The organism is Bradyrhizobium sp. 179, from assembly GCF_023073535.1.
Classification (GTDB): domain Bacteria; phylum Pseudomonadota; class Alphaproteobacteria; order Rhizobiales; family Xanthobacteraceae; genus Bradyrhizobium.
Genome location: NZ_JADPJR010000083.1, coordinates 1 through 20,549, shown reverse-complemented (window position 1 = coordinate 20,549; position 20,549 = coordinate 1). Strand labels below are relative to the sequence as shown.

Here is a 20,549-nt window from a genome sequence, read left to right as displayed (position 1 = left end):
GTCCGGGTTCATGGTCGCCACGTGACTTCTTAGGCTGCGTTCCGATGCCGCAACAGATCTGCCAAGGGAGCCGCTTATAGTCCTAAAATCCACCTTACCTCTCCAAGCCAGAGGATAGACCGCCGTGGTGGCGCATCCATGTTAAATTAACAACGTCTGTTGCGGCATCTATTGCGTCAAGCAATGTGCACAACGCGTCGAAATGATGCCGCGTGACGCCGCCATCCATGTCACGTTTCAACGATTGTCTCCAACTCTCGAACTCTCTCTCGACGGCGGATAACTCCGCGCCGTCGACGTCATCTACCAGCTGTTTCTGCAGCTCAAGATTGACTAGATGCTCGCTCACAGTTGATCCTCCTCTGCTATCCATTCCGGCTTGTTCGGGTAGGGAACGTGCACGTCGGCCTCTCCGACACGCACAAGCATTCCGTCACGATCGATGACAATGATCTTGCCGAAATGATCGATATTGTCGCCGACTTTCAGGCGTGTTCCGTTCTGAACTACGATAAACGGAGACCGGCCGAGGTTCACGCCTCTCGCTATCGGCAACACCACTGGCGAACAGTGTGCCTCGAGCCGAATGTGAGGCGCGAACTTCTTCTCGAAGTGGGAGGCAACGGTCTTCCATTCGCTATAGGCACTTGGGGTAAGCGTCCCAGAAACGAGGATGACGTCTGGCTTCACCACGATGCGAATGGAACGACGGAGTTCCGCTGTCGTCGCTGTCTCTAGAAAGGTTCGTGCGCGGTCCGGCGTTGCGATTGTGTCATCAATTGTGCGGACTCCGGGAACATCCTGCTGCAGGTGACGAAGGGCCGCTTTGACGGTTGCATCACTCGAGCCATATCCGGCTATCGATATCTCTCCGGCGCTTCCCACGCGAATACTCCCCTCGATGCCGAATGCCTGCATTACCGTGGTTGACAGGTCGATGATCTTTGCATCAGACGGGGCGGTGGCCGTCGCCGGTTTCGGTGTTACCTCTGCAGTTAGCCCGACGTCGCGCAGGGCTGATTTGATCCTTGTAACCTCTCCAGGTCGCAAGTCGCCGTCGATGATCAGGTTATCGTCGGAAAGCGCGATGCTGACGTCGCGTCCGACATTCAAATCGCGAAGGACGTTCCTGGCAATCTTGATCGCGTCAGCATCCGGAACGGCGGCCGGGGTGAAAGAGGACGCAACCCACCCCACCCCGGCACAAGCTCCATAGACGATGACCAGAAGGCCGCAAGCGGCCGCGCCAAGCCGAAATGGCCGAGGCATCGAGTTCACCAGAAGACGAGTTTCTCGCCCCCTGGGCGCCGCTCCTTCGAGACCTAGGGGGGCATGCTCGGCGTGCAACCTTCTGCGCTCGACCGAGGAGTCCATATCGGGAAAGCTACCATCAGTTGGGCCGATACTGAAAATCGTCCGCCCAACCTGAACCGGAGTGAGTGGATCGAGGGTCGCCGGGCACTCTGTTGGACAATCACTACCGCCGATGAGCACACCCGGTGCCAGTGCGGTGATCTGGATTCGCCCTGCCTCGACGGCGATGCGAAGATGTGAGGCAATCAGTTCCGGATCTGCGAAGGTAAGGTCGTCAGCGTCGTCGCTGCCGATTAGCCAGACTCCTTCGCTGAGCGATGTCTCGGCCCCCTTGTTGGGCCCAGACAGGACCCGTAAGATCAGTTGGCCCTGATCACCCGTCAGAACATCTTGCGCTACGTTCGCGTTTCTCATTGCAGCGATATCCGTCCCAATGGCTGTATGGAGATTTCGGGGGGAAGCTCCTGATAGGATAGCACTGGCAGTCCGTAGAAGTCGGTTTCGATGACCTTGCGTAGGTATCGACGTATATCCATCGAAGTCAGCAGCACCGGCTTGTGCGGCTGCTGGTTAAGGTCGCCGATAGCTTCTCGTATTGCGTCAATGATCTGACCTGTTGTTCGCGCGTCAAGGGCGAGATAACTGCCGGCGGAAGTCTGCCGAATGGCATTTCGCAGCGTATCTTCCACTTCTGGCGTGAGAAGGTAGGCCGGCAGCAGGTTCATGCCGATACAATACGGAATGCAGATTTGCCTCCTCAGCGCACAGCGCACATGCTCGGTCAGCAGGACAACGTCTCTTTCGTTCTGTGCCCGTTCGACCAGTGCGGCGAGGATGGTGCGCATGTTACGCAGTGAAACCTCCTCCGCGATCAGTCGTTGAAAGACCTCTGCAATCTTCTGCAGAGGGGCTGAGCGGAGTACTTCCTTTACGAGTTCCGGCGACCACACCTCGATGCGATTCAAAAGAGTTTTTGTTTCCTGGATGCCGACAAACTCGGCAGCATGCCTGCGCAGGATTTGACCGATTTGGTAGCTAAGTATCTGCACCGATTCCAGGAAACGGATGCTGGCAGCTCGTAATGATTCGCGATGTATGGCGTCCACCCAGACCGTCTCGATCTGAGGAAGGAAAGATTTGTCCAGAACATACGGAATGCCCACAAGATCGAGGTTCTCAGGAGTATCGCGCGCCAAAAGATGTTGCGACCGCAGTCGCCCTTCGCCGCATGGTATTTCATTTACCATGATGACATACGCTCCATCCTTGCAGGTGTCGTTCACCCGCACACTGATCGCTGGAAGAGGGACCCCGAGCTCAAGAAGGAGCGCGTGCCGTTCTGCATCCAATGCTTTCGTTAGCAGATCAGGAGGGATGGCCGCCTGAATGTCGTGACCAATGTCGATCATCAGCGGCACAGTGAACGTGATGCCATTGTCGTCGGCTCCATCAGCCCCGGCGGTCGGCTCGTCGGAGGCCCTTAAGCGCGCTCCCCCTGTCACCGAGTAGCGACGCATTGCCGGTGTGGCCAGCCGCCGATTACGCTGTAATTGCCAGCCTCCACCTCCGACTACAACCGCGAGGATCATGAAGATTCCCGTCGGAAAGCCAGGGACGAACGAAAAGAGGAAGAGAATGAATGACCCGACAATCAGCGCACGCGGTTGTGCGATAACCTCGTTGCCGATTTCGTTACCCAGATCCACACCGTTATCTTCGTCACTAACCCTCGTAACGATAAATCCCGCTGTAATCGCCGTGAAGAGAGCCGGTATCTGACCGACGAGCCCGTCTCCGATGGTCAGGATCGCATAGACCTCAAGCGCCTCGTACAATCCCATCTGCTTTTGAAACGAACCAATTGCGATCCCACCTATGATATTCACGGCAATACTGATCAGCCCTGCGATGGCGTCACCCTTGAGAAACTTCATGGCGCCGTCCAGGGCACCGTACAGCTGGCTCTCGCGCTCAATCGCAACGCGTCGTCGACTTGCTTCTCGGATATCTATACTGCCGGCACGCAAGTCCCCGTCAACGCTCATTTGCTTGCCCGGCATGGAATCCAGAGAAAACCGTGCAGCAACCTCCGCCACACGCTCAGATCCCTTGGTGATGACGACAAACTGAACGATTGTCATGATCAAAAAAGTCACCGCGCCCACCACGAGATTGCCAGCTACGACGAAGTCCCCGAAGGTCTTGATGATTTGGCCGGCGTCCGCATGAAGCAAGATAGTGCGTGTCGCGGCGATGCCAAGCGACAGCCGAAATAGTGTCGTCACCAGGAGCACTGACGGAAAGGAGACGAACGCGAGGGGGGATTTAATATAGACCGCGACCATCAGCAGGAGTGCCGAGATTCCCAGGTTGACGGCCTGTAGAACATCCATGAGAACCGGCGGCAGTGGAATGATCATCATGAAGATGATCGTGATCAGTAGCGCCACCAGAACAATATCATTACGGCCGGACGCGACCGTTCCAACTCTGTCAAGAAACTTCACACTAACCACTCGCGCTGGATCCTCTGTTGGTGCGTGTCCGGCATGAGCGACGGGACGAACCGCAGAAAGGATCATGCCTCGGCCCTGATGCTTGCTCAGATATCTTGACTAATACCCGTGGCATTCGAAATCGCCGCTCGCCGTTCCCTGACAATGGTAGAAACCGCCTTACATGGGGCGGCGCCCCCCAATGTTCAGCGTTTGGCGGTACGACGCGCCCGGGCGTTGAGATCCATTTGTCAGTCGCAGCTGGCATCCTCAGCACGCAGCTCAGTTGCGATTCCCCGGGCGGCCTTGTTCTTGAGAGATTCGCTGAGCTTACGAAGTAAGCTAGCGTACCGTATGCACGTGGAATTCGCAGGCTTCGGGACCGTCCTAAGCATCGCTCCGAATCGGCGTTTGCAATCTCCCCATGGTCGTGTTCGAAACAGTGTTGTGGCGGGAACCGATCAATAGTGTTCGCGCCCTCAGAGCGATTGGTGATGCACGGGGCATCCAGCGTCAATACCATCGGCTCCCCGAGCAAATAAGGATCGTCCAACTGATACCACCGTTTCGCCGGAGCATGACGCCGTCTCCTAAGTCTCGATTGATCTTGTCACGCCGACAAGCCGCAGCGGCGGTGTAGGAAGCTCGTTTCAAGATCAGTTTAACCTTGTCCGAAGGTAGCAAATGTCATGCCGGCCCGTTCTTGGACCAGGAGACCTTTCTTCAGCGGGAATGCAGGCGTGCCCGCCCTCTAATGAGCGGAATTTAGATGCTGTTCATCCGTCACCCGACGTAGGTCACGTTATTGTCGATCACCCATGACTAGACAAAGATAGCGTTCCACGTTGCGCGTGATTGAAAATGCGTGTCAAGGCGACGAAGTGGCCTGCGCGGTGGGGTGGCAAGTATGAAGCTGTTGTGGCGCGGGCAGTGCCGCGCACCCAGATTGTGCACTTTATTACCCTTCACGAGTGCGACCGAACGCAACGTGTTCGGCCACACAAGTTTTTGCCGCGCCGGACTCAATCGGATCGAGCGCCTCAACGATGAAATCAAGCGGCAGGACCGAGATGGTCGGGCTTTTCCAAACGAAGGCGCCATCGTTCGCCTGGTCTGTGCAATCCTGAGCGAACAACCGACACGGGCTGAGCTTTCCGTCGAAGCGATGCACTCACCATCGGCGGCAGCGGCACGATAGTGCGCTCAATACCTGACGTTGGATGTTATTACGTCTGTGAGCGACAAGCCATATGCCGATCGAAGGAGAGACCCGATGCGCACCGGACGCTCGAAGACGATGCTGACGATGCGCGGCGATGAAGGCACACAGCTCGCGGCCGTAACACCGGCGATTCCGTCCTCCAGAAATTCGCACGACTTTGTTGACGAATTTCGAGGATAGAACGTAGCTGACGCCGTCCTTATCGGCAGGATAGCGGGGGTGCCCCTCAGGCGCCGGATAGGTTGGGCTTGCCTATGTCGCTAGCAAATGCGCTGGTCCGTGGCGGGCGGAATCGACGCTCACGGTTTGCCGGCAAGTGGAGAGCAGCTGGAGATCGTGTGTTTTCTCGAGATAAGCGCTCCTATCGGAACGGATGGTGCCCTCGACGTAGTCCATGCGAGCTTTTACATACTGCTCTTCACATGAAGTGCCATACTTCCGAATGCTCTTAGTTGCCGCGGGAAATCCGATCAAGGAGAGACCTGGGAGCCTGCTGAGAACGACCATTCAGGAATTGACGACACAAAGTCGCGAAAAAGACACGACGACTAGACCCTCTTCGAGTAGTCCTGTGGTGTTTCCTCTGACTCGACTCGTGACCCCGCAAATTGAACTGTCCGATCGTCCGGCTGCCTTACGCCGATCGCGTGAGAGGCCGCCACGGGCGCGCTACTGTAGGAATCACGAATCATATTCAGCCCGGCGATGAGGGCTGCGTCAGCTGGGAATAGTTCTTTGGCACGCGCAATAAGCGAGCCATGATCCACCGTACTGATGCCTTCGCCATTACGATTGAGCACTGCTGAAAACCTGCGAAGACTGCGGGAATAGCGGTCAACGGCGGTCAAGGAACGCCCTTCTACAACGGCAGCATGAGCCGCGCGTTCGATGACAAGCTGGTCGTCCTGAGAGAAAGGATGACGTCGAGGAACCCGATCAGCTGAGGCACCGGGCTCTCGATAGTTACGGAGCATGGTCAACGCGCGACGGATTGGAGGGCTCATCTTGAGGACCTGATCGGCGTGAGCGACCAAGGCATCGTGATCGAGTGCAACAAGGGTCTGGCCGCGCCCCCTGAAATGATCCGCCAATCTGAGAAGGACTCTCGTGCAATCACGCGCTGTGTTCCGTCCTATTTTTAGGCGTGCAACAGCGGCCTGGACCGCTGCTTGGATGAGCTTTTGATCCTCGGGAGCGGCCTGAGGAAGAGTCCTCCGGACGCGAGTTGCGGATATTGCGCCGACTACGTATGCGGTCTGGCGCTGCTCTGATTGCGGCTGTTGGTTGCTGTGCTGCAAGTGTGGAGAGACGTGCGATGATGGACTAAGCAGCGGAGAGGGGTCGTAAGCTGGGTAATTTGGCGGATTGGAGCTCGATGCCTCGAACTCCCCCATTCCGAAAGAGCTTGGCTGATTTGCACTGTCAGCTCGCGAGTGGGCTGACGGTACGCCTCGGCAAACGTTTGCGGTGTTCCAACTTGCGCCTGGCAACGGAGCTAGATGATCCGCCGCGTTCGAACGTTTCGCCGCAGCAAAGCTTGGCGGGGATTTGGAGGAGAGATCCTCCAATGGTTGCCGGTACTCACGAAGCGCCATCAGAGCCGGGCCAAGCTTTATCTTTCGAACTCTGGTGCAGTCTGCATAGCGTGAGCGGCCAACGCGCTGTGATCGAATGCAGCGATCGTTTGCCCTCGCGATGCGAGGTCCTGCGACAATCTGCGAAGAACCCGAGCATAGCACTCTGCGGTTCCCGGTTCCCATCTCCGGCGCCTAGCAGCTTGCTTGATCGCCTCGTCAATGAGCATCTCGTCATGCTCCGAGGGGAGTACTCGCCTGAGAGGAGGTGGAGCACCGGGCTCACGATGATGACGCAGCCAGTGCAGCGCGGACCTCATGTGCTTGTCACTCGCGAAGAACAGTTTGACGCAATCGACCAGCGCGTCGTGTTTGAAAGCAGCAATCCTTATGCCGACCGCCCACGGCTAGCCGGCGATAAAGCTGCTCCTTCGCCATCAGGAATGCTGACGACGATTGACGATGATCGGTTACATGAACGCAATTGGCAGTTTTGCCACCCAGTTCGGCGAGCACTTCGCAAGCTCAGCGGATGGACTCGGTGGGGTCTGGTCGCTGATATCGCAGACTTCTTACAGGGGCGCTCCTAAACTTCTAAGTCCACCAACCACAACCGACTGCACCCGCACCCTTGGGCGGTCCGCTCCTTAGATCCACAGATCAGAGATCCCTCTCCTTCAGCGGTGCGACTTTCCAGGCACGCACCAAATTGTCGCATTTCTCGAGCTCCCGATATGCCTTACGTGCGGCGTTGTGGGCTTCCTCACGCGCCTGCTTGGCTTGTTCGCTTTCCGACAGTGCCTCATCAAGGCGCCGCTCAAGCAGCCGTTCGTGCTCGCGCAGTGAGATCACCTTCGCCTTCGCCTCCTCAAGATCGTTGAGAGCGACCTTTTTTCCGATCAGCGAACCGTATATCTCGCATTCCAGACGAGGCCGTTCTTGCCGCCATGTGCGAAGGATTGTCCTTGCCCCTTCGATACTGGCATCGGATTTCTCGATGGCTGACTGCCGCACTCGTAGAGTCTCATCGGCCCGGCGGCGCCGCAATTTCCTCAACTCAAGCAATTGATGTACGGCCTCGGGAGTTATTCCAGGCACGTGGCAAGCTCATGAAGCATTGCGTCGAAGCTAATTTGTTCATATCTCGGCTGTCGCAGGAAGGTCCTTATTTTCTCTATCTTGGCGATTGCGGCATCAGCGTGCGGATCGGCTCCTTCTTTGTATTCGCCGACCCGTATCAATAGCTCCACCTCCTGGTATTTAGCTAGCAGCGCCCGCAGCTGACCTGCTAACTTCTCATGCCGCGACGACACGATAGTGCTCATGACACGACTGACGCTTGCCAGAACATCGATAGCAGGATAGTGGTTCGACATTGCCAAGGTGCGTGAGAGCACAATGTGGCCATCCAGGATGGAACGGATTTCATCGGCCAAGGGGTCGGTGAGGTCATCGCCCTCAACGAGCACGGTGTAAAACGCGGTTATCGATCCGCGCTCGTTGTTGCCGGCGCGTTCAACGAGCTGCGGCAATTTTGCAAAGACCGAAGGCGGGAAACCTCGCAGGGTGGCCGGTTCGCCGGCCGCCAAACCAATCTGCCTCTGTGCGCGCGCAAAGCGCGTAACCGAATCCATGAGAAGCAGCACACGCTGTCCCCGATCTCGATACCATTCTGCGATCGCCGTCGCCACGTAGGCCGCCTTCACCCTTTCCATCGCGGAACGATCGGAGGTCGCAACGACAAGAACTGATCTACGTCGGGCTTTTGAGCCGAGATCGTGTTCGATGAACTCCTTCACCTCTCGGCCACGCTCGCCAATCAGCGCTATCACTGTCACGTCGACCGCCGCGCTACGCACCAGCATCGACAGTAGTGTGCTCTTGCCGCCGCCCGCTGCGGCAAAGATGCCCATGCGCTGTCCTTCCCCGCACGTCAAAAGACCATCGATCGCCCGTATGCCGACTGGAAGAGCGCGATCAATTGTGCGCCGGGCCAAGGGACCCGGTGCCTCGCTTTGGACTGGCACGCGGGTTTCTGGAAGCAGGGGCCCATGAGTGGATGTGTCGAGAGGGCGGCCGAGACCGTCAAGCACCCGGCCAAGCAGGTTCCAGCCCGCGGGCACGGTGAGGGGCTCTCCCATCGGGATCACCTCAGTGAGGGTAGAGAGTCCCTGTATTTCGCCAAGCGGTGTTAGAATGGCGATGTCGTGCTGGAACCCGATGACTTCCGCGGACAATTCGCAGTTGTTCTCGGGATTGCGGAGCGTGCACAGGTCGCCTATGCGGGCGCCAGGTGCGGTTGCACGGATGATTGTCCCGACGATTTGAAGGACTCGGCCGCGGACGCTCATTGCCGACGTCTGCGCCACCACCGTGTGAGCAAGCTGGAACAAGCGATCGATTCCGTCGTGCGAAGAATGAATGGCGGTGACTGCCGTTGGCTGCTCGGGTCGCTCGGAAATCACGTTGCAGAGGCCTTTAGGCTGCTGCGCAGGCCGGCTTCGATCGCCGCTAATTGGCTTTCGATCGTGGCGTCGACCAGTCCAGCATCAGTCTCAAGGATGCATCCGGCATCTTTGACGCGCGGATCAGAAATCAGTTCGACGACGGCGCGCGACGTCGCCGTCGAGAGCAGTTCGTTCAATTCTCTGCGAACCGTCTCGACATGCGCCGGTGCCACGCGTAAGCGGACGAGGGAGCTATGACCCGTGAATTTGAGGCTACTCAAAGCGATCTGCACCGCCGCATCATCCGGCGCGATGGTATCGATTAGCCGACGTGCGATCTGTAGGCCCATGTCGACAATCCGCTCTTGATTCTCCTCCATGATCCGCAGAGACGCCACGGCGATCGCGGTCAAACGTTGTTCGATGGTCGCTTGCGCCGCTATCAGCGCGGCTTCCTTGGCTGCCGTCTCGATCATCCCTGCGTTTTCGCGCGCCTCATCCACCAGCGCGTCCGCATCGCGTCGCGCCTGAGCGAGCAATTGCTCCGCGTCGACGATCAACTGTGCGTTTTCCGCCGGCAGGACTCGCCCTGGGCCCAGGATGCGGACCCTGCCAGACGTCAGTTGAACCAATGCGACCATGTTGGCATCTTTTTGCGGGCCAGGCGCCGCATCGCACGAAAGGCATCTTCGCCAGCACTGTCGTCACGGCAGGCGTCCGCCACCACCATCCAGATCGCTGCAGGTCGGCGCAATCGTAGTCGGGCGCGCAGCCCATGTGGGATGGCGCCTATCGCAAGGCCGAACATCGCCGCACCGCGGTAGAGGAATGCATTAGGCCCAGCCGCCATCTCGGAAGCGCTAACCGCGGACATCAGTTCGGCGGTCGGTCGCGGTAGCAAGGCCGCATGCGAAACGAATGCCAAAGCCTCTTCTCCGAGAACGGCGCGTGCCGCCAAAACATCGGCTGTCCGAAGAAGGCCGATGAGGCTGGACACGCCGGTCCAAGCTCCAGCGAAGCAGATAAGGCGTGCAGCGTCCGGCGTCGGCAGAAATGCGAGGCGGCTTCGTGGTGCGTTGCCGGCCGAAATAATCGCCGACGCTTCACCACCTTGGCCACGAAGCAGCCAACGTCCAAGCTTGACGCGAATAAACGGGTCGGACTGAGCAAGGTCCAGAGGCATCCATTCGGGCCAATCGGTTGCTATTGTATCATCGAAATCGGCCGCAGGATCGGCGATGCAGCGCATCATCGCTCCCGCCCACGACGTATCAAGCCATTCATCCTGGATTGTTGCTGAGCTCATTGCGAGCACAGTCGGATTGTTCGCTTCGCCGAAGTTCATGACGCTGCCATACCGTTCCTATCGCTAAAGCGCCGCCGCCATATGAGACAGACGAGCACTGCGTTGCCAATCAGCGATGCCGCCATGCCGCCGACGAGGCCGATCAAGAGGCGCGATGAGTCGCCACGTTCGAACGCTCCGGCAGTCATTTCCGTTCGGCGAAGCGTGGTATTGTCCTGATTTGCCTCCACAAGGGCAACTGAGACCCGATCATAGGACAGGCCCTTCAAGCTATTTGCGACCAGCTCCTTGATCTTCGGCACGACCTGATCGATCGAGGCACCGGGCTTGTAACGGACGAGCACAGCGGCAGTTGGCGGGGCGGGTGGACTACGATCGTCACTCGCGCTTTCCGGCAACACCGCGTGGACTCGGGCATTGAGCACGCCGTCGATACTGGACAGAGTCTGCGAAAGCTCCTGTGTGACGCCATAAATGTAGCGCACACGCTCTTCTGTGTCCGATGAGATCATCCGGTCCTTCTTGAAGAGAGTGCCCATATCGGCGAAATGATCGCGAGGCCAGCCGGCGCTGTCCAACACAGCCATGGCACGCGGCACGTCTTCTGTTGGCACCACGAGCGAGGCCGTGCCGCCGGTTTCGGCCGTCCGTTCCGCGTGGATGCCTTGCCGCATAAGCAATGCAAGCATTTCATTGGCCTCGCGCGCTGAAAGGTTGCGATAGAGCTCAATCTTCGATCCGCAGCCGACCAGCGTGAATAGCACCAGAAGTGCCACCGCCCGCTTCAATACAAACACCACGCCCCGCGTCACCGTGGCTCATTGGCCGCTCAGGAAAGTGTTAAGAGTGTGGGTCGCCTTCCCAACCACCTTGGTCACGATGTCGTATTGCAGGCCCATAGCTGACAGCTGGACCTGCGCATCGAGCCATTCAGCCGAGCGGATGCTCCCCGCGTTCATGGCTTCGGCGGCCCTGTGCACGCCTTGCATGGATTCTGCAAAACCGGCGCTCAGTTTTTCCATGCCACTGAGGATATCATCGGATAGGCGAGGAACGCGCGCCCCCCCTCCCTCCTCCGTCAGCTCGCCTCCAGCCATGATCAGCGGTTCGTCAGCTCGCTGCGATGGCACAGGCGGCTCGAGTGCGGCTCGAAACGCCTCGACGGATTCAGCCGATACTTTCGATGTGACTGGCATCTCGACCGCCAAAAAGGCTGGCCCTGTTTGCGGGAGGATACTACCTACGCTGCTCATTAGATGTCCTTTCCTGCGGTATGGGCTGGCTAGGTCTGGCCCAAGGCTGTGAGGAACCCCTCGAGGCCGGGCTGGCCGCTTGGCAGGCTCCTGAGCACAGTATCGCGTTCGCTTAGGCGTCCATTAAGCCCAAGAGCCAGCGCCTGAAACGCCATCCCATATGCATCATTCGCCTTGGCAAGAGGATCGAGGCGTTCCAGCGCTGCTGCAACATCGCCTGCCGTCAGATCTGCAACCGCATAAGCAATGACACACTCCCGGCTGCCCGGCGCAATGACCTCAAGTCCCTTCGCAATCCGCCTCGCCCTCACCACGTCGTTCGTGACACAAGCCAAGAACGCCGCCTCGGTGAGACGTCGCAGCAGGCCGGAGCGACTGTCGGGTGTCGCACAAGTCGACAACAAAGACATACATACCGAATCCCTGTCCCTGACCGAGCCATGTGTCGTTTGGCGATCATCCATGTCATGTCCTGCCACCGACCTCCGCCGGGAAAACATCGCGCCTGAGCTCCGAAAGTGCGCACGCTCGCAACACGTGCCGCGACCAAGCACTCATTTCGCCACCACATAACGAGACCGTCTGCCGAGTGGCGTTGCGCGCTGCAAGCGATCTATTCTCATAATGATCTAATTCGGCGTCTCGCTCGGCGCCAATACAATACCGGCATGGAGTCATAACGGTAGCCTATGGATAGTGGCGCCCTCCGCCAGCCGCTCGGTCCGGCACGAAGTGTGAGCTGCTCGCGGCGTTTCGTCCAAGGCGACTGCAGAACCCAATCCGCCGTCAATGCGATCCTCATCGTTACCTGCTTAAGGCCAAAAATGCGTGCTACACGGCGACGAGTTCTTGCCGAACGGCTGTTTAACGCAACGACACGTACTTCAGGGCTAGCCCGCCGTCTCAAGCGCTCGCAGCGAGACGCACCGATCCATACCGGGCGCCTATGCCTCCATAGCGATCAAGTATTTTGCGCCATGCGCCGCCTCTAGTAGTGACGTGCGGAGGCGTTGATCCAACTGGGACACGGGGGAATGCCATTAGGCCAGTTGCGGGAAAGTTCTCGTCGTGAGGAGAAAGGGGATTCTGGCACATCTTATCATCGGCAGCAGACGATGCCTGTCGGTGGCCTTGAGCGCTCGTTGCTGAGAGCAGGTCGTTGCCCCTTTGAGCGGGGCTGGTGGCGCAAGCGGTTTCGAATCCTGCAAGCGCTACAGTGCGTTGCCAAGGAGACCGTCTGGGAGGAGCGATGAACCTCGATAACACGATGGAGGCTGCGCGACAGACCATCGCACAGATGGATAGTCTCTTGACGCGGGCTCGCGAACAACTTGGCCGTAGTGCTTGCCCGTTGGGCGACACCACTATGAGTGCCGCTTCAATTTCTGCATTTGTCGCCGATCAGGACGAAGCGTTTCAAAGGGCGTATGCGGACGAGCAGGCGGCGCTCAGTCACATCCTGCCAGCCCCCCAATCAACGTCGCATGTTCCAAGCACCAAGCCGTCTCAACGGAGTGTGACATGATGAGGATGGCGGAGGGTGAGCTATTGAATGGTGGTGATGCGACAGACACCGAGCGGCTGGCACAGCTCGCCATCGACTTCGTGGCAAGGCCCGCGGACCTAGCTAGCGTCATTGGGATCACGGACGATGAGCTTGAGGCCCTATATGTATTTGGCCATCGCTACTATTCTTGCGGCAAGTACGAAGAGGCGCGGAATTTCTTTCGCTTCTTGTGCCTACACCGGCACATCGACGCACGATTCTGGTTTGGTCTGGCTGCTAGTAGTCAGATGCTTGGGGACCCAGAGAACGCCATGCACGCCTATCGGCTGGCCAGGCTCCTGGATAGTGAGAACCCGCAGATCCCGCTTCGAGCTGCGGAATGCTTCATCAAACTAAATCATCCCACAGCGGCCATCACCGCACTCGAAAATGCCTTGGCGCTGAGTGTCGGAAGGCCCGAACACAAGGCTTTGGCCGGGCGTGGGCTGATGATGCTTAATCGCCTCAAATCCCAACTAGGGTCCAGCCATGGATAGAGTGAACATGAGGGCTTTGACGAGCAAAACACTCCCTGAAGTCGGGTCGCTGCCATTCAGTGCCTCCGCCACCGGTCTGTCGGGCAATGACCGCAAGACCGACGCCAACCTGTTGCTGCAACCGGTTTCCGGAGAGGCTGTCGCGTCAGGTTCGATTCCAAGCTTACCAGCACCACGTGCATTCGATGCGATTGACCTCCTTACCACGTTTCTGGCTCTGAAGACCAAGATGACGGATGGACAGGTCGCAGCCGGAATAGAAGACGCGCGACACTGGGGAGAGCAGCAAAGGCAGTTGCACGAGAAAACCGCTAAAAGCATCATTGAAGCGGCAAAAAGATTGGCAGAAGCAAAGAAGAGCTCCGGCATCATGAAGTTCTTCGGATGGCTGGCGGTCGGATTGACGGTCCTGGCTGCCGTCGCCACCGGCGGAACTCTTGCAGTCATGGCGGCGGCAGTGAGCGTTGGAATGGCGACTCTCATCGAGACGGGCGTCATCGATAGGATGACCGCGGCAATTGTGAAGAGTCTCGAGAAAGACGGAATCGAGGGCGGCAAGGCCAAAACCTCGGGCGCGCTCATCACGATTGGCATCATATTTGCTATCTCGGTGCTAACGGTCGGCGCCGGCTTCGTTAGTGGAGCTGCGAGTGGATTGCGGATCACCGCCTTGATACCGTCTAGCTCTGTCAAGGCTGTTCAGATAGGCCAGAGAGTTTCGACGGCGGCTCGAGTCGGCGAGGCAGTGGCATCGCTGGGCCAGGCTGGCGCCGGTATCGCCAATGGCATCCAACAGAAGGAGGCAACGGACGCCCAAGCGGAAACGTTGGACATTAGCAAGTGCATTGCAAGATTGAGAGCACTGCAAAACGATGAAATGGACTTCATCAAGCAGTTGCTTCTCGACAGGACGATGATCACACAGAGGGTTGCCGAGGCGATTGAGAGGCAGAGTGACTCCAACGCCAATCTCGTAAGGCACTTCGCCTGACAGGCTGCGTGGGGCCACTTATCGAACTTGAGGAATGTAGCGATGGTATTTGCGATCGAGCGTGAAACGACCGTTGGCGGGTGCGACCTGTTGGATCCTGCCTCGCATCAACAACTTCCGCGCGTGCTGAGCTCTGCTACGGTCCGCGGCAGAAACGCGCCAGAAGGCGAGATCACTCGCCCTCTTACAGATCCGGTTGAGGGGGCGCGGGGTTGGGGATCGGTTGGTGTACCGAATTTCGCGGACGTTGTGATCCACGAGAAGCTTTCCAACATCCAGGTCAAGCTGAAGGACTTTGCTACGGGGAACGACATATCAGCAGTCGCCGCGCTCATCGTTCGGCTCAATGCGGAGTTCCGCAAGGCGGCGAGGTCGGACCGGTCGGCTGCGCTTAACGTCGAGATCGCTGCGCAGGAAGCTGCAGCCAAGGCGCTTCGTAATTCAGGACTATGCCAGTTGTTCGGCGCAATAGCCATTTCTGGCGGCGCGATGTTAGGCGCCGGTGTGAACCTCAAGGGTGCTCGCCAGAGCCAGGCGCGCTTCGACGAGCTGTACAAGGCCAAGATCCAGACGCCGCTCCCGAAGTCTAGTGTGGAGACGCCCCCGAACAGCCCTTCATGTCGAACGCAGCGCTTAGACAAACCGGAAGGCGGGCCGGAGCTCTACGACACGCCTCATGGCAAAGCGCAATCTACCCGAGCTCCGGAGCGCGAGGCGCGGCCCTCGGAAGACAACATCGAGATGACACGTCTGGATGGGGGCACATCATCGAGCAGAGGCAATACACCTGGCGACCCACTTAGGCTGGACGCGCCCGATAGCACGACGGACCCTCTTGAGTTTACGCGCGCTGTCCAGGCACAGACAGCAGCTCAGCAGGCGGCGATGAGATGGAATGGCATGGGCACAATCGCAACAGAAGCCTTTAAGCTTCCGGGAGCCGGCCTGAACATGGGCGCGACGCACTACCAGGAGGAGAAGGCGAAGCTAGAGGCGGACGGCACCAAGGCGCGGGCGCAGATGGAGGACGAGAGTGAATTCATGGCAAGCTATGAGAAGGTGATTCAAGACTTTCTGGGCAAGCTTGCTGAAATTCGTCGTGCCGATACCGAGGCGAGAAGCAAGATCGTCTATATGGCTTGAGTGCAATGCACGTTCGACGACAAACGTCTGAGCTTTGAGAATGGCGTAAGATGATCAATGCAATGTCTGGATACCAGCCCTATGCGTCGGCCAACAGCGTAGGAAATGTTCTCCCGGGTGGCCTGCCTTTGTGCTCGATCATGATGCTGGTTCTGATGGAACGGCATGACATCTACCTGAATCAAGTCCGATCCGAATACGACGATATGCAAGCGCGAAACAATTTGCTGAAGGATATGAATAAGGCATTGGCGGCCCTGCGGGCCAATCGCCCGACCGATGAAAAGACGGCTAAGGACTACGGCACCTTCGTCGATTCGCAGGGCAAGACCCAGGATGTGTTTGAATGGATGCGCCAAAAAGGCATTCCCGACGACACGCAAAATGGCGGCAAGAGAGGTGTGCAGTCTCAATTCGATGCTGCCATCCAGAATCTTAAGGCATCGATTGACGGTGCCAACAGCGAAGGACAGATGGCGTTGATTTACCTGCAGGGGCTGCTGGATAAGCTCAATCAGGTTGCTGAACTGATGTCCAACCTTCTTTCGAAAGATCAAAAGATCAAGGAGATGATTATTGGCAACTCTCGTTGACAGGCCGCACCAACAAGTAGTGCAAGACGGGGTCGTCATCCCTGTTCTGCCCAACTGTCCTCACAGTCGCAATGAGCGCGGGCGCGGCGCTGGATGGAAAGTTGGATGGATGCGCATTCTTTCGTGGGAACGCTACTTCCTCAATGTCTAACAGGATTTTGCTAACCCTCCTTTGTCTGCTACTCACCCAATGTGCCGGCTCCGACCCGATTGCTGAACGCGGTGTTCTGCTGTCTTCGCCAAGCGTCCGCTGGCATGCATCGGAGCCCTCCCTCTCGGCGGGGAAACCGCAAGCACGTAGCTTTGAACTGCTGGCACAGCCGCCGACTCGGCCGGTCACCGCCTCGGTGGAGCGGCGGCTGCCGGTCACCTCCGATAGCACTCGCGTGAGCCTCGACTACGCAAATGCCGATATTCGGCAAGTTGTGATTGACGTCGTGGGCGAGATTATGAGCATGCCCGTCATCATCGATCCGGGCGTTGGGGGAAAAATGACACTTCGGACTTCGGGCAAAATCCCGGTGAGTGATGTGCCGCGATTGCTCGACCAAGCGCTAGCACCGTACGGCTACGGACTGGCCGTGGTTGACCGCGGAGTTCGGGTGGGGCGCTTGGTCGACCTCGCCGGCGGAGTACGAAGCGATGTTCAAGTGATTCCCGTTCGCTATGTCGATCCAGCCGACGTCATCAAGGTGATCCGACCAAACGTCGAGGAGAGCGTGCGTCTGACACCCGCGCCGGGAGAACAAGGTATTGCCATCAGTGGGCCGCCCGGCTCGGTGAGTTCCGTGCGCGAACTCATCGGTTTACTTGACACCGATGCTATGGCTCACAAATCCTTTGCGCTATATACGCTGGCTCAGGCGAGTCCGGCCGCGGTAGAGCGAGAACTCAGTTTCTTGTTCAACCAGAATGACCAGGGCAGAGTGCGCGTTCGGCTTGCGCCACTCGAGCGGCTGAACGGCATTCTTGTGGTAGCGGACGACCCTGCGGTACTTCAGCAAGTTCGTCGGGTTGTCGCCAAGCTGGATAAGACGTCGGCGGCGGCGGCAAACGTTCACGTGCGTCCACTTCGGTACCGAAGGGCTACGGAAGTGGCGCAGGTACTAGCACGAATCTTTGGCGCTCAGCCGCCCAGTGCCGTATCTCGCGCGCAGCCCGCGGGAGCGTTTGGAAAGTTGTCAATCGGAAGCGTATCCGATCGATCGAGTTTGCCCCTAAACGTTCCCGGCCTGTCGGACGAAAGATCAGATGCGGCCGCGTCAACAACGCAAGCAAAGGACGATGCGGTGGTCTCCGCAGTCAGTCTTGGCCTGTCGGCGCCGGTCCGGATCCAGGCGGATCCCAGCCAAAATGCACTCGTGATCTTAGCAACGCCGAACGACGACAAAATCATCGAAACCGCAGTTCATCGGCTTGACGTCAAGCCGCGGCAGGTCCTGATCCAGGTCATTGTCGCGGAGGTGCGGTTGAGCGATCATTTGCGATACGGTGTCGACTATCTTCTCTCCTCTCTGGATTTGGGTGCCGTTCCACAAGGTGGTTTGTCCTATGTGTTCCCAAATAGGGATGTCAACGTTGTGCTACGCGCGCTAAGTGGCCTCGGTGACGTCAAGGTCGTATCGGCGCCACGTATTCTCACAGTTGACAACCAAACCGCGACAATTGAAGTGGGCGATCAGGTTCCGGTCCTCACGCGATCCTCACAATCCACGCTAAGCCAGAGTTCATCAATCGTGAGCGACGTCGAACTGCGCGACACGGGGGTCATTTTGGCTGTAACACCTCGCATCGGCGCCGGGGGTAGCGTGACGCTCGACACCTTTCAGGAGGTCAGTACGGCGAACAAGAACACACTGACCAACGTCCAATCCCCGGTCATTTCGGTACGTCGCCTCCAAAGCACCGTATCGACACGAAACGGTGATACGATCGCGATCGGCGGTTTGATGCAGGATAGCACCAACCGGATGGATTCTGGGGCTCCCGTGCTGAAGGACATTCCGTTGTTGGGGCCTCTATTCGGCAGCACGGAGCACGCCAAGGACCGAACCGAGCTCTTGGTGTTACTGAATCCTCGGGTGGTTGAGAGTGGCGCCGATGCGCGGGCTTTGACTGAGGAACTGCGGGAGAAGTTCGAATCGCTAGCCCCCGATCTCGGCCGCCACCTGACGCCCCAACGTGGGCGCCGTTCTCACGCCACGGCTTTGGGGGCTTCGGCGCGGTAGGCGCAGGACAGAAACTGTACGATGTCGCGGTTGGGATGTCCGTTGGTGACGTTAATCAGGACGTCAGAGTTACGCAAGCGGATCGACATCGTTAAGCTTGCAGGTCTCGACCAGGGACGCGACGACAGTCCAGTGTTCGGTCCCACCGTCGGATCCGGCAAGCGGCGCGTTTTTGTGGGGGATGTCCCGATCGGTGTTGAACTACGTCAGGCCGACGTTGCCGGAATGAATGTTACGCGGCCCTCGTCACGTGGGCAACTGGCTTGATTGTCTGCGATCGTGGTGAGCTTGAAGGGCCGCACGCAGAGCCGACAATTGCTTATGCGCCTTCAACGTCAGAAGCGCTTGTTGGCCTCGATCATGCCTGCCGCGACCCATCGCAAGGCCATGCGGGCATCCCGCCAGCTTTTGACGTTGCGCGTGGCGCGGCGAATGGTGCCCATCATGTTCTCGGCGATGTTGGTGCAGGCGAGCGATCGATGAAGTTCCTTCGGCAGCTTCAACCGGACTACAGTCAGGATTTCGTCGAGGCCTTCGAGGATGCTGGCCGCTACGCCGGGCCATTGCTGGTCGAGTCGACGCGCGAGATTGCGGATCAATTTTTTCAGCCTTGTCGGCGTCATCGAGCTCCCAACCCTGGCGTAGCACCCGACGGCTGGCCGCATGGTGCTCTTTCGGCAGGCGTTCCATGATGTTGCGCGCCTTGTGGATCTGGCAGCGCTGGATCGCAGCGGCCGAACCAAAGGTGCGGCGGATCGCCTTCGACAACGCTTTCGCACCGTCGACGATGAACAGTCTTGGGACCGTTGGGTCGAGCCCGCGCGAGACCAGGTTGTCCAGCAGGGCCTGAACCGTTGCGGCGTTCTCGGTCGCCCCTTCCACCAGCGCCAGCGGATGCTTGTTGCCTTCGCCGTCAACCCCGATCGCGGCGACCAGCACGAGATCGTCGCCAAGATGCAGCCCGTCGATTTGGACCACGAGAAGGTCGAGCGCGGACAGATCGGTAGCCATGAAGTCCGCCAGCCGCGCCGCCGACAGCGCCACAAACCTCCGCGAGGCCGCCGACTTCGAAACCCCCGATCCGGGCGGTGCCGGCACGTCACCCTCGGGCAGCCGGACAGCGCGGCCGAACCGGCGCGTCGACACATTGATCAGCATCAGGTTCATTGCCCAGCGACCGAGCCAATCCTCCTGCGCAGCCGTCCCAGCTCGGGATCGTGACCTCGCGGCCGTCCACGCCCCGGACCCGCGGGCGCTCGACCTCGATCTTGCCGCCGTGGAAGCCGATCCGTCCCCACGTTCGGCCCCAACGGTGCGCCCGCCGCGCCGCGTCGCGACCGTGGCGCGGCCCACAGGCAGCCGTGACATCCGCCTCCATCATTGTGCCGAGCGCCTCGATCCCTGCCGCAAGGCAGAACCGATCGAAGCTCGCCCGCACTTCTGCATACGCTTCGTCCACAGCCCCGGTCGCCGGCGAACCAGCCGGTGTGATATCTCTCGTCATGGCGTTGCTCTCCTTTGTGGAATCAGCACCCCGAGCCTACCGGCTCAAGGTGGGCAACGCCGACCTCTTCAGAAATTCAACAGAACCCGGGACATCCCCTCCAAAACGGCTCGTCATTATAGATACTAGGCAAGAGTTCCAAGGAGAACCAATATCCTGATTTGCTGCAGATAATTACAATTCGGGTAACGTGGAAAAGCCTGCTGACATTATTCCCGCGAAGGAGACAAAGAAGCTCGCAAAATTACCGACTAAATTTCCTTCTGGTCTGACCATAGAATCCGGGAGTGTCGTAAAGGGAAGGCTTCTTCGGCGCCTCCAAAGGTGACGTTGCCCCCAAGTTTTATCCAGTCCTGAGTTCGCCCCGGCTGTTGGATTTACCCGAATGGGCGGTGGTAGCGACGGGAGCTGGTGCGGAGCCATCGGCATAGCGCAG

The 20,549-nt window shown here is 58.5% G+C and carries 17 protein-coding genes and 3 pseudogenes; 8 read left to right on the top strand and 12 right to left on the bottom strand.

The genetic code is table 11. The features are described 5' to 3' along the window. Positions 1-94: 94 nt before the first annotated feature. From IVB12_RS20880 to sctV, 3 genes are read right to left on the bottom strand one after another with little or no spacing between them, the layout of a single operon-like run. Positions 95-349 (bottom strand): hypothetical protein, encoded by a 255-nt coding sequence (locus tag IVB12_RS20880; protein WP_247301451.1) that lies wholly within the window; start codon positions 347-349, stop codon positions 95-97. Next, positions 346-1,728: an FHA domain-containing protein gene (locus IVB12_RS20875; RefSeq protein ID WP_247301450.1), complete on the bottom strand. Its 1,383-nt coding sequence runs from the start codon at positions 1,726-1,728 to the stop codon at positions 346-348. Before IVB12_RS20875 ends, IVB12_RS20880 begins: the two co-directional genes overlap by 4 nt. After that, positions 1,725-3,821, bottom strand: a complete 2,097-nt coding sequence (gene sctV, locus IVB12_RS20870; RefSeq protein ID WP_346658512.1) for a type III secretion system export apparatus subunit SctV — start codon at positions 3,819-3,821, stop codon at positions 1,725-1,727. The genes IVB12_RS20875 and sctV overlap by 4 nt, the downstream gene beginning before the upstream one ends. A gap of 1,012 nt (positions 3,822-4,833) precedes the next feature. Here sctV and IVB12_RS20865 point away from each other — a divergent pair. Then, positions 4,834-4,944 (top strand): annotated as a pseudogene (locus IVB12_RS20865) (transposase); the annotation flags it as partial. 138 nt (positions 4,945-5,082) lie between these two features. Next, on the top strand, positions 5,083-5,211 hold the full coding sequence (locus IVB12_RS38195) for a hypothetical protein (protein WP_256467124.1): 129 nt from the start codon (positions 5,083-5,085) through the stop codon (positions 5,209-5,211). Between the two features lie 2,054 nt (positions 5,212-7,265). Here IVB12_RS38195 and IVB12_RS20860 read toward each other — a convergent pair. The 7 genes from IVB12_RS20860 to IVB12_RS20830 all read right to left on the bottom strand — a co-directional run bounded on the left by IVB12_RS20860 (position 7,266) and on the right by IVB12_RS20830 (position 12,075). Further along, positions 7,266-7,703 (bottom strand): YscO family type III secretion system apparatus protein, encoded by a 438-nt coding sequence (locus IVB12_RS20860; protein ID WP_346658511.1) that lies wholly within the window; start codon positions 7,701-7,703, stop codon positions 7,266-7,268. Then, entirely contained in the window at positions 7,691-8,998 is a 1,308-nt protein-coding gene (gene sctN, locus IVB12_RS20855; protein ID WP_256467123.1) for a type III secretion system ATPase SctN, read from the bottom strand. Before sctN ends, IVB12_RS20860 begins: the two co-directional genes overlap by 13 nt. Before the next feature lie 68 nt (positions 8,999-9,066). Next, positions 9,067-9,693: a FliH/SctL family protein gene (locus IVB12_RS20850; RefSeq protein ID WP_247301447.1), complete on the bottom strand. Its 627-nt coding sequence runs from the start codon at positions 9,691-9,693 to the stop codon at positions 9,067-9,069. After that, positions 9,672-10,397: a hypothetical protein gene (locus IVB12_RS20845; protein ID WP_247301446.1), complete on the bottom strand. Its 726-nt coding sequence runs from the start codon at positions 10,395-10,397 to the stop codon at positions 9,672-9,674. Before IVB12_RS20845 ends, IVB12_RS20850 begins: the two co-directional genes overlap by 22 nt. Beyond that, the gene (gene sctJ, locus IVB12_RS20840; protein WP_247301444.1) at positions 10,394-11,170 is read right to left on the bottom strand and encodes a type III secretion inner membrane ring lipoprotein SctJ; all 777 of its coding nucleotides are present in this window, start codon (positions 11,168-11,170) and stop codon (positions 10,394-10,396) included. Before sctJ ends, IVB12_RS20845 begins: the two co-directional genes overlap by 4 nt. A 6-nt stretch (positions 11,171-11,176) precedes the next feature. Continuing rightward, positions 11,177-11,611 (bottom strand): EscI/YscI/HrpB family type III secretion system inner rod protein, encoded by a 435-nt coding sequence (locus IVB12_RS20835; RefSeq protein ID WP_247301443.1) that lies wholly within the window; start codon positions 11,609-11,611, stop codon positions 11,177-11,179. Positions 11,612-11,640: 29 nt separating this feature from the next. After that, entirely contained in the window at positions 11,641-12,075 is a 435-nt protein-coding gene (locus tag IVB12_RS20830; protein WP_247301441.1) for a hypothetical protein, read from the bottom strand. A gap of 785 nt (positions 12,076-12,860) precedes the next feature. Here IVB12_RS20830 and IVB12_RS20825 point away from each other — a divergent pair. The 6 genes from IVB12_RS20825 to IVB12_RS20800 all read left to right on the top strand — a co-directional run bounded on the left by IVB12_RS20825 (position 12,861) and on the right by IVB12_RS20800 (position 18,609). Further along, a complete protein-coding gene (locus IVB12_RS20825; RefSeq protein WP_247301440.1) occupies positions 12,861-13,136 on the top strand; it encodes a hypothetical protein in 276 nt (91 codons plus the stop codon). Beyond that, on the top strand, positions 13,133-13,654 hold the full coding sequence (locus IVB12_RS20820) for a SycD/LcrH family type III secretion system chaperone (RefSeq protein WP_247301439.1): 522 nt from the start codon (positions 13,133-13,135) through the stop codon (positions 13,652-13,654). Before IVB12_RS20825 ends, IVB12_RS20820 begins: the two co-directional genes overlap by 4 nt. Positions 13,655-13,661: 7 nt before the next feature. Continuing rightward, positions 13,662-14,645, top strand: coding sequence for a hypothetical protein (locus IVB12_RS20815; RefSeq protein ID WP_247301437.1), 984 nt, complete (start codon positions 13,662-13,664; stop codon positions 14,643-14,645). Positions 14,646-14,687: 42 nt separating this feature from the next. After that, a complete protein-coding gene (locus IVB12_RS20810) occupies positions 14,688-15,788 on the top strand; it encodes a hypothetical protein (protein ID WP_247301435.1) in 1,101 nt (366 codons plus the stop codon). Between the two features lie 50 nt (positions 15,789-15,838). Further along, positions 15,839-16,381 carry a hypothetical protein gene (locus IVB12_RS20805; RefSeq protein WP_247301433.1) on the top strand — a complete coding sequence of 181 codons (543 nt, stop codon included), beginning with the start codon at positions 15,839-15,841 and terminating at the stop codon, positions 16,379-16,381. A gap of 386 nt (positions 16,382-16,767) precedes the next feature. Continuing rightward, a complete protein-coding gene (locus IVB12_RS20800; protein ID WP_247301431.1) occupies positions 16,768-18,609 on the top strand; it encodes a secretin N-terminal domain-containing protein in 1,842 nt (613 codons plus the stop codon). Here the strand turns inward: IVB12_RS20800 and IVB12_RS20795 are convergent. Together IVB12_RS20795 and IVB12_RS20790 are read right to left on the bottom strand one after the other, a co-directional pair. Further along, positions 18,576-18,783: pseudogene (locus IVB12_RS20795) on the bottom strand (transposase domain-containing protein); the annotation flags it as partial. The gene IVB12_RS20800 and the pseudogene IVB12_RS20795 sit on opposite strands and share 34 nt — an antisense overlap. 58 nt (positions 18,784-18,841) lie before the next feature. Beyond that, positions 18,842-20,113 (bottom strand): annotated as a pseudogene (locus tag IVB12_RS20790) (IS256 family transposase). Positions 20,114-20,549: the final 436 nt, after the last annotated feature.

What these genes read in the sequence shown, in the direction of transcription:
- IVB12_RS20845 (WP_247301446.1), bottom strand. Translation starts at nt 10,397, where the DNA reads ATGAACTTCGGCGAAGCGAACAATCCGACTGTGCTCGCAATGAGCTCA.
- IVB12_RS38195 (WP_256467124.1), top strand. Translation starts at nt 5,083, where the DNA reads ATGCGCACCGGACGCTCGAAGACGATGCTGACGATGCGCGGCGATGAA.
- IVB12_RS20830 (WP_247301441.1), bottom strand. Translation starts at nt 12,075, where the DNA reads ATGGATGATCGCCAAACGACACATGGCTCGGTCAGGGACAGGGATTCG.
- IVB12_RS20815 (WP_247301437.1), top strand. Translation starts at nt 13,662, where the DNA reads ATGAGGGCTTTGACGAGCAAAACACTCCCTGAAGTCGGGTCGCTGCCA.
- IVB12_RS20805 (WP_247301433.1), top strand. Translation starts at nt 15,839, where the DNA reads ATGATCAATGCAATGTCTGGATACCAGCCCTATGCGTCGGCCAACAGC.
- IVB12_RS20875 (WP_247301450.1), bottom strand. Translation starts at nt 1,728, where the DNA reads ATGAGAAACGCGAACGTAGCGCAAGATGTTCTGACGGGTGATCAGGGC.
- IVB12_RS20825 (WP_247301440.1), top strand. Translation starts at nt 12,861, where the DNA reads ATGAACCTCGATAACACGATGGAGGCTGCGCGACAGACCATCGCACAG.
- IVB12_RS20850 (WP_247301447.1), bottom strand. Translation starts at nt 9,693, where the DNA reads ATGGTCGCATTGGTTCAACTGACGTCTGGCAGGGTCCGCATCCTGGGC.
- IVB12_RS20820 (WP_247301439.1), top strand. Translation starts at nt 13,133, where the DNA reads ATGATGAGGATGGCGGAGGGTGAGCTATTGAATGGTGGTGATGCGACA.
- IVB12_RS20835 (WP_247301443.1), bottom strand. Translation starts at nt 11,611, where the DNA reads ATGAGCAGCGTAGGTAGTATCCTCCCGCAAACAGGGCCAGCCTTTTTG.
- IVB12_RS20810 (WP_247301435.1), top strand. Translation starts at nt 14,688, where the DNA reads ATGGTATTTGCGATCGAGCGTGAAACGACCGTTGGCGGGTGCGACCTG.